We start from the raw sequence: 13,190 nt of genomic DNA, 5'->3' as shown, positions 1-13,190 counted from the left end.
AAAAATTTGAGACCGTATAAGATCTCAATTAAGAAATATCTTCAGAACTGACAACCGTATTTTCATTATCCAGCATACTCTGCATTGTACGCGCAAATAAAGCAGCACACTTCACACGGGCTGGATAATTTTTTACATTTTCGAAAATTTTCAATTTACCTAATAATTCTATACTTTCATTATCTGGCACATCATTACTAAGTATAAGAGAATCCATGTAGACATTAAGAATTTTTTTTACTTCCTCTGTTGTTTTTCCCATCAACATCTGGCTCATCAATGAACAGGAAGCCTTAAAAATAGCACATCCCTCATTATCATATTTGATGTTGACAATTTTATCACTATCTTTTTCCAAATACAACACCAGTTTATCGCCACACGACGGATTAACCCCCCAACCTTCCTGAGCTGGTGGCACCGGAAGAGTCCCAAAATTACGGGGATTACGACTATGTTCAAGAATTAATTCCTGATATAAACTTGCCAAGTTATTTGACATAAAAAAACTCCAAAAGAGCTGACAAAGCAGCTTCAAACTGCTGCCAATCTTGCTCTGTATTGTAAATAGAAGCTGAAATCCGTGACACCGACGGCAAGCAATAACGTTTCATTACAGGCTGTGTACATTGATGCCCCGTACGCACAGCAACTTTAGCTTCACTGAAAAACGAACCAGCGTCATGAGGATGAATGCCATCGACCGCAAAAGAAAAAATCGGTACTCTATTAGTAGAATCTCCAACCAACGAAACATAATCCTTGAATCGGTTGAATATTTTCTTGCCACGTTCAATATTTTGTGCTTCAATTTCTTTAATAGCTTGCCAACCTAACTGTTGTACATATTCTAAAGCGGCTCCCAAACCAATCGCTTGAGCAATGGGCGGTGTTCCGGCTTCGAATCGAGATGGTAATGAAGCATAAGTAGCTTGCTCCAGTGATACATCATAAACCATACCTCCTCCGTAAAAGAAAGGAGGCATTTTTTTGAGCAAATCTTTTCGCCCCCATAATACACCTATTCCCGTAGGACCAAAAATCTTATGGCCGGAAAATGCCAAAAAATCAATAGCACTTTCAGCTAAACAATAGGGCTGATGAGTTACACTTTGAGCAGCATCAACAAAAACAAAAATATTTTTTTCTTTACACTTTTCCGCCAAAAAATCAATAGGATTTATCGTTCCCAATGTATTGGAAACAGCAGTTATTGCAAGCAACTTTGTGTTGCTGCTTAGTAATATATCAATGTCAGAAAGATCTAACTCTCCTTTTTCCGTAATCGGAATAAAAGCCAATTCGAAATTAAATTCGCAAGCCAATTTTTGCCATGGCAGCATGTTAGCATGGTGTTCCATTTCTGATAAAACAACGCGGTCACCAGGTTGAAGAAAGGTTTCCGCAAAACTTCGGGCAAATAAATTAACAGACGCTGTCGTTCCTGATGTAAAAATAACTTCTTCTGGATACGTTGCTCCCAAAAAACGTGCTGTTATGGAGCGTGCATTTTCATATGCTTCGCTGGCCTTGTAGCTGTTGTCGAATACAGCACGGTGAATATTTGCCGTATATTCCGTATCATAACCGTGCACTGCTTTAAGAACAGCATCAGGTTTAAGAGCAGTTGCAGCATTATCAAAATAAACCCAATTTTGGTTGTTCGGCATTGAAAAAAACGAAAAATTATCACGAATAGAAGCAATAACTTGTCCAAGTTCAGCCATTTTAAGATGCCTCTGTACCAAGTGCGGTTTTTATCTTGGAAATCCAAAAATCTTCCAAATCCAATTCCATAAAAGGCTCTGCAAAAAACCCGTAAAGCAACAAAGGATACACATCTTTATCAGCAACACCTCGACTTCTCAGATAAAAGAGTTCTTCCGGATCAAAGCCACCGATAGAAACCCCATGCGAACAGGCCAGCTCAAAATACTCAATATCCAATTGGGGTCGGGCAAAAATCTGTGAATCTTCTCCCAAAAGCATCCCTTTCAACATCTGATAAGCATAAATATTTTTTGCTTCGTGATTTGCATAAATTTGACCATTAAAATTCATCGTCGAAGAGTCAAAAGTAGATGCTTTGATCATTTGGTTGCTAGTACTGTCAGGAGCCTCATGGAACATACGCACATATAAATCACATGCTTCTTTGCCGCGCAGGCAAAATCCAGTGCGCAAATCAATATGGCTCTCAGTACCGGCAAGATAACCAATAAATGCTAAGCGGTGAAACTCTATTCCCTCCGTGAACGTCTGCAATGAAATATGACTGTTTTTTTGCGCAATAAATTCGTAAATAGGCAGTATCACACCTCGATTAAACAAAGGAGGCACAACATAGATAACTTCTACATGACTGTAAGCACCTGCTTCAACAAAGATAAGTGGCATCATTAGTGAACTATGTTCAGACAAAAAATTAATATAGATTTTCACTTTACGGTTTGCCCCAACACAAATATAAACTTTTTTATCCATCAGCGACCCTTTACTACCAGCAAAAGTAATCGTCATAGTATCACGCGATTCTGGAAATTTAATATTATAAAACAAAGGATCTTTTGCTATGCTTGCTTGTTTGAAATAATTCTTATGTCTAAAAAAATAAGGAGATAGCTGATCATAGGCCATTAATGAGAAAAATTCACTTTGTTGATCAGAAAAAAAATTATAATCACTTTCCCATAGCACATCAATAATTTGACCTTTTTGGAAAGGATCCAATGCCATCGATGCCAATTTGGGAACAATCATACTGTAGCGGTATTCTTCACTTTTGACGTTTGGAAATATAACAGCTTTATCATTGGATCGATCACCAAGATACTCTTGAAAATAAGCATCTAAAGTTTTCATTTACGCCCCCTTCAGGAACGATTCAAAACCCTGCTCTTCAATTTGATGGGCAAGTTCAGCATCATTCGAACTAAGTACCAATTTGCCGTCATTGAAAACATGGATAAAATCCGGTTTTAAATGTTTCAAAATACGATTATAATGTGTAATAAGCACAAAAGTATTATCAGTTGTTTTCAATTTTTTGATATCGCTACAAATTGTAGCAAGTGCATCAACATCCAAACCAGAATCAATTTCATCAAGAACTGCCAAACTAGGTTCTAATAGAGACAGTTGAATCATTTCATTTTTTTTACGCTCACCTCCAGAAAAACCACTATTAACACCACGACTAAGGAACTCTTCGCCCATACTTAAATTTGTCATTTTCTCGCTCACAAATTCACGAAAATCCACAGCATCCATACGTTCTAACCCGTGCCGCTCGCGATAATTATTGTAAACAGTACGTAAAAAACTTTCATTATCAAGTCCAGGAATAGCCACAGGCGTTTGAAACCCCACAAATACTCCTAAAGCAGCACGTTCTTCGGGTTCCATTTCCAGCATCGAAACATAAGTACTATCCTGCATTACTAAAATATCGCCATCCGTAACTTCATAATCGGGGTGCCCAGCAATAACTTTGGCCAAGGTGCTTTTTCCACAGCCATTTCTACCCATAACAGCATGAATTTCGCCTTTTTTGAACTCTAATGATATACCTTTTAATATTTCTTTTTCTTCAATTCGTACATGGAGATTCTCTATTTTTAACATAATTTGTCCTTAATACTTTATTTTATCCTATACTATCTTCTAATTTCAATTCTAGCAGCCGAACAGCTTCCACAGAAAATTCGGCCGGCAATTTTTTAAATACTTCCTGGCAAAATCCATTCAAAATATATGATACTGCTTGTTCTCTATCCAGGCCACGCGATTGGAGGTAAAAGATTTGTTCTTCACTGATCTGACTGGTAGTTGCTTCGTGAGCAATCTGCGATGACGGATGTTTAACTTCAATATAGGGATACGTCACTGCCGAACATTCACCACCAATCAGCATGGAATCGCATTGAGTGAAATTCTTTGCATTCACTGCTGATTTCGCCATCGACACCAAACCACGGTAAACATTTCGGCTTTGTCCCGCAGAAATCCCTTTTGAAACAATGTAAGAACTTGTATTTTTTCCTAAATGCACCATACGCGTACCAGTATCAGCCTGCATCTTGTTATTGGTAAGTGCAACGGAATAAAATTCCCCCCTACTGTGGTCTCCCTTAAGAATTACTGATGGATACTTCCACGTAACTGCCGACCCAACTTCAATCTGCGTCCATGTAATTTTAGAACGATCACCCTTACAGATGCCTCTTTTGGTAACTAAGTTGTAAATGCCGCCATCTCCATCTTTATCGCCAGGAAACCAATTCTGCACTGTAGAATAATTCACAACGGCATCTTCTAAAGCAACAATTTCCACAACAGCCGCATGTAACTGATGAGATGAAAATTGTGGTGCTGTACAGCCTTCAATATAATTAACAAAACTTTTTTCTTCCGCAACAATAAGTGTACGCTCGAACTGGCCTGTTTCTTGAGAGTTGATGCGAAAGTATGTGCTTAAATCCATTGGACTGACTACACCTTTCGGTATGAAGCAAAACGATCCATCCGTAAATACCGCCGAATTAAGAGCAGCATAATAATTATCCGTAACCGGAACAACTGAACCTAAATATTGTTTGATAAGATCGGGATATTCTTTGATAGCCTCGGTGATTGAGCAAAAAATAATTCCGTGACGAGCAAGAAATTTTTGATGCGTAGTTGCAACAGACGCTGAATCAAAAATTGCATCAACCGCAACATTAGCTAGCCGTTTTTGCTCGCTGAGCGGAATTCCCAAACGTTCAAAAGTTTTTAACACTTCAGGATCTACTTCATCTAGCGATGCCTTTTGAGGCCCAGAACGTTTTCTGGGGGCCGAATAATAACGCAATTTCTGAAAATCTATTTTTTCTAACTGATTGCGCGACCACTCGGGGGGGGTCATTGTCAACCAGTGTTTATACGCTTTAAGACGAAATTCTAACATATATTCTGGCTCACCTTTGCGTTCGCTTATAAGCCGAATAATATCTTCGTTAAGCCCAAGAGGAGCCTGATCAACTTCTACATCTGTGTGAAATCCATGCTGATATTCCTGCTCCATAAATTCATGTAAAGCTGTATCACTCATATTTACTCCTTACTGAATGATTTTGAAATAATAATCTCCTAAATAATTATACCATTTTGAAACCATCACAATCAATATTTTTTTATTTTTTTAAGAAAAAAAACTTACATGCGGCTTTAATGCACAACAAATTCAGTGTCTAACAACGCATAACTTTGATCAGAGGAATCAGGGAGAACTGCATAACCATATGTATCAGTTTTAGGAGTATGATTGATATAAAACTCAGCATCATTTTTCAAAAAACAGTCATAAATAACTTCAGCATTCACTCCAACAAGATAATTCCATGTAGGAGCTATATTATACCACTGACCATCAATACGGACCTTGGTTTCCCAGCATGCATTCCTTGAGGGGTATCTCCAGCAATATAAACACCCAAAATACCAGCTCTTTGTAAAAAGAAACAATAATCCTCGCGCATATCCTTCACATACCATTCTGAAGTTTATAAAAGCACCCCTAAGATCCCCTTCATGTTCTAAGAGCATACTATAGCAAACCAATTTTATAAATTCGTCATGAATAACCCGAACTTTTTGTGCTTCCTTCATCCCAGACAAGATATTCTATAAAATTTTATCCGTATTTTGATAAATTTTTTCTATTTCTTCTATGTATAATAAATCCGATGTTGATGAACGGAACCCTACATACAATCAACAGAAGAACCTTGATAAGTTTCTATACTAGCAACTGGGTGCATCGTATATAAGCAAGGATCATCATTCATAATATGGTTAAGAACACGATTCAATTCTTCTTTGGTTATGTAAATATTTTTGTTAATCAAATTAAAAGACTATGATAAATATCATTATACACCCAGCATTGACCTTAAAGTAAAGTGATGTTCAAGGATAAAATCATATGCTTTTAAAGAGTTACCATTTAATAACGAACGCCCATAATATGGGCTGGAGTCTAATGGCATTCTCTGATATTGAAGATTCTCTTTGCCATTTTCAGTCTCGCCAATTTCTTGAGAAGGAGTCAACGAACATGCACCAAAAATAAACGAAACCAATGTCAGAAAATTCACAGTTTTTGAAAAAACATTATATTTCATCATTAAATACCTAAAATTGATAAACAACAATATCCTACTTTACTTATTGAATAAAGGCAAGAAATTTAAAAATAAACTGTAGCTTCAAAACCGTAACGGATATCCCGTTTCCAGAACGCAACTAAATGACGAGACTGCATTTGACTATACTTAAAAGAAAGCGTTAATCTGTCTAATTCTACACCTAATGCAGATGAAAATACTGGATTCCATTGTTTGTGGGAAGCAAGCCTCCTAACATGATTACCTTCCCGTTTTAAGGTGTTGATTGTATTATAATCACCAGCAACAAAAAATCCTACAATAAAGTTCAAATACCCCCACACCGGGACACGAACATCCGCACCAGCAAACAAACTAAATAACGTCGCATAATAAGATCCAAAAACACCCCGCATACCGAAACGTATTCCCGAATAAAAAGTAAAATAATTCCAGTTGTAATAGAATTCAAAGCCCATGCTTTCATAACCCATATCTGCCCATTCCTTTGTGCCACCGAGAGAAGGGTCACCAAAATAATCGCCACCCCCATGCGAGCATAAGTGAATCAGTGGAAGCCATCGGAGTTTCCAGGTATCATCAACGACAAAATCAACAAAAGTAGATACATTAAGAAAATCCGAAACCAAAAACGTATTTCCATACAACTGCTTTATATGAGATTTATAAACAAAAAAATTCAAATCAGCCAAAAACCCAATACCAATTCGGACTTTAAGTTGCCCCACTTCAAAGGGAATCACATTAAGCTCCGTTGCCAGCAAAGGAGCAAATGCCATAGCAATATCGTGTGTTTTCATGTTGGGATTAGGAAAAACAGAATGCAGATTAGGTATCCCACCAATCCAAAATCGGGTGATAAACGCATTAGGATTCTGCCACCCAAACAATAAACGTTCACGGTTACTAGTACGAAAAGGATTATATTTCCACTTTGCTCGAACTTTTTCTTGCCGAGCTATCAATTCCTCAGATACTGCTTTTGTATACCCATCTATAGGCACAATAACAAAAAGAAAGATGAACAATAATTTTTTCATTTCCCACCCCAAAACCAAATTTTAATATTTTATCAAAAAAATACTAGTTTGTCAACAGTCAAATCTTGACAAACTGAAAAGTATTACCTATAATAAAGAGCCTCATATATCCCTGTAATAAGGACAGGAGTTTCTACGTTTCACTGTAAATGAAACGCTATGATGTTATTTCATATATTCAACACATTACTTTTCAATAGTATACTGCAGTTTTTCCTATCATGAAATGATATTATGGTTCATTTATAGGCAATTCATTTCAACATAAGGAGAACTTTATGGCTATATCACTGGAAAAAATTTTTCAGTTAAAAAAACATCATACTTCGGTCAAAACCGAATTTGTTGCAGGAATTACTAACTTTATGGCTATGTCTTACATTCTAGCAGTGCACCCCACTATTATGGCAAGTGCAGGCATGCCGGTAGGCAGCGTAGCCACAGCTGTAGCTTTGGTATCCGGGATAGCATCTATTTTTATGGGTCTTTATAGTAAGTATCCTTTTGTTTTAGCGCCAGGCATGGGAACTAGCATCTTTTTCAGTTTTACGTTAGTTGCTTCAGGGATTTTCACTTGGCAGCAAGGAATATCATTAGTATTGTTTTCGGGAATTTTGTTTCTCTTGATGACTATATTCGGTTTCCGGGAAGCAACTGCACATTTTCTTCCTGCTTCTATCAAACTCGGAATAGGTGCAGTTATCGGCATCTTTCTCATTTATCTAGGGCTAAAAAACTCAGGTATCATTATCCCTACAACTCATGGATTAGGTATGGCTAAACTAAATACCCCTAATATCATATTAACTTTGGGTGGCTTATTATTAACAATTGCATTGCAGCTACGCAAAATTCCCGGTAGCATGCTGATTGGTATTATTAGCATTACATTGGCTGGGACTCCGTTGGGAATTACTCAGTGGCCCGACAAAATTTTTTCGCTACCACCGTCTTTGGAACCTGTTATGTTTAAATTTGATTTTTCTGGATTGACAACGCCTTCAACGCTTCCTTTCATTTTTGTATTTTTTATTGGAGATTTTTTTGATACGCTAGGTACTCTTTTAGGCGTTGCATCACAAGCAAAAATGCTGGATAAGAATGGAAACCTCCCTAACATTGAAAAACCTTTTTTCGTTGATGCCGTATCAACAATTATCGGTTCCTGCTTTGGATTAACTACAGTCACTACCTATATAGAATCAGCATCAGGAGTTTCTGTAGGAGGCCGAACAGGATTAACTGCTATATTTACAGGGTTATGTTTTTTTACTGCACTGCTTTTTACGCCTTTGATTTTGATGGTCCCAAATATTGCTACTGCTCCCTGCCTTATTATTGTTGGTTTAATGCTTCTAGACAGTCTAAGTCATATTAACTTTGGTACGCTGGATGATACTATTGCACCACTCAGCATGATGGCAATAACAGCATTCTCGGGATCAATTGCTAACGGAATTGCAGTTGGATTGATACTATATACGTTTATCAAGATTGTACTGGGAAAAAGAAAAGAACTATCTCCAGGACTTTATTTATTAACTGCTATTTTTATGTACTATTTGGCTCAGCAATAAAAATAAAAGCAGATTATTTTCTACGCCTAAGACCAAATTCCACCGAACGAATAGGCACTGAAAATAACGCAACAGCTCGAAAAAAATGTACTAATCTTTGCGAACGAATACCTTGAGAAACTTTATTTCTTTTTATTGACGGGACAGATGTTTGTTGCAGCATATTTCCTCCAATTATACTTTCATATTATCGGAAATTTTGCTGCGAATCATAAATTTTTCTTAAATATTGCTTATTAACATCGACCACACTTATCTGTTTTGCAGGAACAGCCATCGCTCATCGGGCATGTGCCACACTCGACTTTTTCACCTTTGAAAAAGCGCCATAATGCTTTGATACCGTTAAATAAGAAAGGACTTAGCACCAATAGAATAATAATAGTTTTCATAAAGACCTCCGTTTTAACCAAGAAATCTGGCTATTTGATAATAACACAATGCTACAACATAAGGCAAAAATACATACAATGTCAGTGTAATCCAAAAAGATTTTCTGTCAAGTTCTTGTTTAAGGGCTCCAATACAGGCAACACAAGGCACTGTCAACAAAATAAAAAGCATAAACGAATAAGCTTTCACGGGGGCTAAAGGATCATCACCCCAAATATTGCGCAACCTATTAACAATTCCTACACCACCTTCGGCTTCGAGTTCCTCTTCATCGGGAGGAGTGAACAAATCTGCAACATTCCATGTAAAAAACCCTACCACAGCTTTCTGAACTGTCACCAAAAATTCACGGCTTATTTCTCGGAGTTCTTCCCCTAATAAAAATTGAGCTTGGGGCTCATCATCATTACTATCATCTTCTGAAACAAGCACTTGCCCTAGAAAACCCACTACTGCTTCCTTGGCAATAAGAGATGGAATAATTGATACCACAGGCTCCCAGCGTTCGCCAAAGCCCAGAGGCACAAAAACCGGTTGAATTACGCGACCAGCTTTTGCGAGGTACGATTCATGAATATCGCCGTCGTTAGGAAAATATGACAAAGCCCAAATGACCATTAGTAATCCAAGGATAATACCTCCAGCCTTCTGAATATAAGACCCGGCATGTTTTGCAGCGTTTCGAAAAACTACTTTTCCATTAGGTACTCGATACGGCGGCAAAACCATTACAAAACAGCTGTTATCCGATGAAAATAGTGTGAATCTTGAAAAAATATAACTCAATACTGCAGCAATAACAAGTCCTACAAGATACATGCTTATCAAAATAAGACTAGCATTTCCTCGGAAGAAGGCAGATACAAAAAGTGCAAAAACAGTCAGCCTTGCCCCACAGGACATCAATGGAGCCAATAAAGCCGTTAATCTACGGAGTTCAGGAGTTTCAAGAACACGAGCACCATAAATTGCTGGAACATTGCATCCAAACCCCAGCATCATCGGAAAAAAAGCTTTACCGGAAAGCCCAATCTTTGACAAAGGATATTCCAACAAAACAGCAATCCGAGCTAAATAGCCACTTTCTTCAAGGACGGCCAGAAATATATAAAGAATAAATATAAGTGGAACAAAAGTTAAGATGCTGCCGATACCTCCGATCAGCCCGTCAACAATAAAAGACTGAAAAGCTGGATGCGTATCACCAAGAAATTCCGAAGCATAAGTAGCAAATTTTTCACCAACCAACCAATCTATAAAATCGATAAAAGGATTAGCTAAATTGAATACCATCGTGAATAAAATCAACATAATAGCAAAAAAACTCACCATTCCAAATATAGGATGTAAAAGTATTGAATCAGCAGCACGTGCTTGAGATGATTTGCTTTTTTTTCCAGGCTTCAAGACTACTTTCGCACTTTGAACGACATATTCTTTTTTATCAATGATATCCTGTATGAAATCGGGTACGTCATTTCTACGAGACAGTAGCACAGCATCAACATCTTTTCCAGTAAGATGGAACTTTTGCATAACGACAGAATTTTTAACAGAAAGCTGAGCTAGTACAGCAATAGGATCTAATTTAGAAGCAAAACGAGCAAGACCATAACGTTCGAACTCCCGCGAGAAGATTTCAGGGAGCTTTTGATATGCTGGTTGTGTTACTATTCTAGTTTTGCTTTTCCATACTGAAAAATCTTTTGTTTCATCTAACAAAGTTTTTAGTTGCTCCACTCCTTGCCCTGTTCGAGCACTGAAAGCAATCAACGGATAACCTAATACTTCTTCTAATGCTTTAATATCCAGTTCCTGAGATTGGCTGAATTCATCATAAAAATTCAGCAATCCGATCACTGGAACTCCAAGTTCTCCCAATTCTGCAGAAAGCATAATATTTTGGTGCAAATTATTCACATCAATAATATTCAAAAAAACATCAGCATCACTGCCGAAAATTTCTTGAGCACTAATACCTTCATCTTGGGAACACGGAGACAAGCTATATAAACCGGGAAGATCTAAAAGATGAATTTTTCCGTTACTCAAATTTAAAACACCTTCTTGGCGAGAAACTGTTACACCTGCCCAATTACCAACACTGAATGATGACCCGCTTAAAATATTCAAAACGGCGGTTTTTCCCACATTCGGATTGCCGATTAAAAATGCTTTTTTCATTGCGCTGCTTCTCCCAATAAATACTATATTAATCTAGAGTTCAATCATGAGCAATTGAGCTTCTTTCTTACGCAGTGCAATACGGGAATCGTTAATTTGAAAAATTATAGGATCAGCAAAAATTGTTTGCTTTTCAATAGAGATCGGGCAGCCTTTGCAGACACCCAAACTAGTTAATTTTTGGAAGGTCAGTCTGTCAACATTGTTGAAATGACTGATCTTTCCAATACAATGCTTACAGTCGTTATTGAGTAACTCAATAGCCGGACAAATTCTTTTCATAAAGTCCTCTTAACATTAATTTTAAAAAAATATGATATTTTTATTATAAAAAAATAAAATAAGACAAATCAAGGACTATACAAAAAAAATTAAAAAATAAGATTAAATTTTTTATACAAAGATAAGAATGAAAAAATAATTTATATTTTAACAAACAATCCGAAAAGAATCACTTCAGTCAAGAAAAAAATCTTCCCTATCTGTCAAAATAACGGGACCGTCATAAGTAATAGCAATAGAATGCTCCCAATGACACGACGGTTTACCATCTTGAGTAACTACAGTCCATCCATCATCTAGTACAACAACTTTTTCTGTTCCCAAATTAATCATGGGTTCTATTGCTAAAGTCATCCCTGCTTCAAGTTTGGGTCCTTTTCGTTTAGGATCATAATAATTGACAATACTGATGCCGTCATGTAGGCGCTTACCTATGCTATGGCCACAGAATTCACGGACAATACCATACTTTTTCTTAACCACTGATTCTACTGCTTTGCCGATATCGCCAATATAATTTCCTGGTTCGCATACGCGAATAGCTGCTTTAAGGGCTTCTTGTGTAATTCGGGATAATTCTTCCACTTCGTTAGATACTTTACCTACCAAAAAAGTATAAGCGGAATCACCATAATATCCATTTAATTCAGCACCGATATCGACAGAAACAACATCACCATCTTGAATGGCACGATCTGAGGGTATGCCATGAATAACCTCTTCATTAAAAGAAATGCATATTGAAGCAGGAAAAGGCCTAACACCGCACATAGGAGCATAATTTTTAAATGCAGGACGTCCTCCTCGGGAAAAAATTAAGGCTTCTACAGCAGCATCTAATTCTTTTCCTGTTATTCCTGGTTTTATGATAGTTTTCAAATAATTAAAACAATCCGCAACTAATTTACCGGCCTGCTTCATATAGCCGATTTCTAGAGCCTTTTTTTTCATAAAACCCCACAAAATTATTAATTTTCTTATATATTCGGCAAGTCTTCTGTGGAACCTTGAGATTTTATATTTTTATTTGAGATCTTTTTTGAGAATCTATCCTCATCAAGACTAGGAATTTCAATTTTTGGAGAAGCACCTGGTTTTCCGGTGATATCGATTGTCCCTTGAACTACCACTCCAGGTTCAATGACCATCTTTGGGGATTTGATATTACCTAAAACACGTCCTGTCGACAGCAATAGTACCTCTTCGCTAGCTTCAATATTACCCATAAAAATACCTGCTACTGCAATAGTTTTAGTGTAAACAGTATCAGTTTTGAGTTTCCCAACAGGGCTAATAAACAAATGATCTTTAACAGTTAATTCCCCTTCAAAATGTCCATCAATACGAAAAGAGCCAGCAACATGAAATTTGCCTTCGAAAATAGCGCCTTCGCCTATCATGCTGTTGGTATTAATTTCTTTACTCATTTTACTCTCCTGACTGCTCAATAAATAATCATTCCATGAAATTATAGAATATTTCACAAAATAAATCAAATTTCATTATCAGAAAATTCAACATTTTAACTGTATTCTTTTTTTAGATAT

At 37.0% G+C, this 13,190-nt stretch carries 15 protein-coding genes and 1 riboswitch; of the genes, 1 reads left to right on the top strand and 14 read right to left on the bottom strand.

The features are described 5' to 3' along the window. Positions 1 to 28: 28 nt before the first annotated feature. The 8 genes from sufU to BM018_RS03895 all read right to left on the bottom strand — a co-directional run bounded on the left by sufU (position 29) and on the right by BM018_RS03895 (position 7,207). Positions 29 to 502: a Fe-S cluster assembly sulfur transfer protein SufU gene (gene sufU, locus BM018_RS03930; protein ID WP_092318846.1), complete on the bottom strand. Its 474-nt coding sequence runs from the start codon at positions 500 to 502 to the stop codon at positions 29 to 31. Continuing rightward, a complete protein-coding gene (locus tag BM018_RS03925) occupies positions 492 to 1,727 on the bottom strand; it encodes an aminotransferase class V-fold PLP-dependent enzyme (protein WP_092318844.1) in 1,236 nt (411 codons plus the stop codon). The genes sufU and BM018_RS03925 overlap by 11 nt, the downstream gene beginning before the upstream one ends. Position 1,728: 1 nt before the next feature. Then, complete coding sequence (locus BM018_RS03920; RefSeq protein ID WP_092318842.1) at positions 1,729 to 2,862, bottom strand: SufD family Fe-S cluster assembly protein; 1,134 nt, start codon at positions 2,860 to 2,862, stop codon at positions 1,729 to 1,731. After that, positions 2,863 to 3,624 (bottom strand): Fe-S cluster assembly ATPase SufC, encoded by a 762-nt coding sequence (gene sufC, locus BM018_RS03915; RefSeq protein ID WP_092318840.1) that lies wholly within the window; start codon positions 3,622 to 3,624, stop codon positions 2,863 to 2,865. Positions 3,625 to 3,646: 22 nt separating this feature from the next. Further along, positions 3,647 to 5,092: a Fe-S cluster assembly protein SufB gene (sufB, locus tag BM018_RS03910; RefSeq protein WP_092318838.1), complete on the bottom strand. Its 1,446-nt coding sequence runs from the start codon at positions 5,090 to 5,092 to the stop codon at positions 3,647 to 3,649. Between the two features lie 116 nt (positions 5,093 to 5,208). Further along, complete coding sequence (locus tag BM018_RS03905) at positions 5,209 to 5,658, bottom strand: hypothetical protein (RefSeq protein ID WP_143280404.1); 450 nt, start codon at positions 5,656 to 5,658, stop codon at positions 5,209 to 5,211. 254 nt (positions 5,659 to 5,912) lie between these two features. Continuing rightward, entirely contained in the window at positions 5,913 to 6,164 is a 252-nt protein-coding gene (locus tag BM018_RS03900) for a hypothetical protein (RefSeq protein WP_092318834.1), read from the bottom strand. A 65-nt stretch (positions 6,165 to 6,229) separates the two neighbouring features. Then, complete coding sequence (locus BM018_RS03895; RefSeq protein WP_092318832.1) at positions 6,230 to 7,207, bottom strand: hypothetical protein; 978 nt, start codon at positions 7,205 to 7,207, stop codon at positions 6,230 to 6,232. 82 nt (positions 7,208 to 7,289) lie between these two features. Beyond that, positions 7,290 to 7,387, top strand: a riboswitch (purine riboswitch). A 98-nt stretch (positions 7,388 to 7,485) separates the two neighbouring features. Here BM018_RS03895 and BM018_RS03890 point away from each other — a divergent pair. Then, the gene (locus tag BM018_RS03890; protein ID WP_092318830.1) at positions 7,486 to 8,784 is read left to right on the top strand and encodes an NCS2 family permease; all 1,299 of its coding nucleotides are present in this window, start codon (positions 7,486 to 7,488) and stop codon (positions 8,782 to 8,784) included. Between the two features lie 13 nt (positions 8,785 to 8,797). On the opposite strand, the gene BM018_RS07810 is transcribed toward BM018_RS03890, so the two are convergent. The 6 genes from BM018_RS07810 to BM018_RS03870 all read right to left on the bottom strand — a co-directional run bounded on the left by BM018_RS07810 (position 8,798) and on the right by BM018_RS03870 (position 13,070). Then, positions 8,798 to 8,947 (bottom strand): hypothetical protein, encoded by a 150-nt coding sequence (locus tag BM018_RS07810; protein ID WP_159428165.1) that lies wholly within the window; start codon positions 8,945 to 8,947, stop codon positions 8,798 to 8,800. Between the two features lie 73 nt (positions 8,948 to 9,020). Continuing rightward, on the bottom strand, positions 9,021 to 9,176 hold the full coding sequence (locus tag BM018_RS07805; protein WP_159428164.1) for a hypothetical protein: 156 nt from the start codon (positions 9,174 to 9,176) through the stop codon (positions 9,021 to 9,023). A 13-nt stretch (positions 9,177 to 9,189) separates the two neighbouring features. Further along, positions 9,190 to 11,361 carry a ferrous iron transport protein B gene (gene feoB / locus BM018_RS03885; protein WP_092318828.1) on the bottom strand — a complete coding sequence of 724 codons (2,172 nt, stop codon included), beginning with the start codon at positions 11,359 to 11,361 and terminating at the stop codon, positions 9,190 to 9,192. 33 nt (positions 11,362 to 11,394) lie between these two features. Further along, positions 11,395 to 11,643 carry a FeoA family protein gene (locus BM018_RS03880; protein ID WP_092318826.1) on the bottom strand — a complete coding sequence of 83 codons (249 nt, stop codon included), beginning with the start codon at positions 11,641 to 11,643 and terminating at the stop codon, positions 11,395 to 11,397. Positions 11,644 to 11,817: 174 nt separating this feature from the next. Next, complete coding sequence (gene map, locus BM018_RS03875) at positions 11,818 to 12,594, bottom strand: type I methionyl aminopeptidase (RefSeq protein WP_092318824.1); 777 nt, start codon at positions 12,592 to 12,594, stop codon at positions 11,818 to 11,820. Positions 12,595 to 12,620: 26 nt separating this feature from the next. Then, positions 12,621 to 13,070, bottom strand: a complete 450-nt coding sequence (locus tag BM018_RS03870; RefSeq protein ID WP_092318822.1) for a bactofilin family protein — start codon at positions 13,068 to 13,070, stop codon at positions 12,621 to 12,623. Positions 13,071 to 13,190: the final 120 nt, after the last annotated feature.

Source organism: Brevinema andersonii, assembly GCF_900112165.1.
GTDB lineage: Bacteria > Spirochaetota > Brevinematia > Brevinematales > Brevinemataceae > Brevinema > Brevinema andersonii.
Note: the sequence above shows the minus strand (reverse complement) of the source record. Positions and strands in the feature narration are given on the sequence as shown.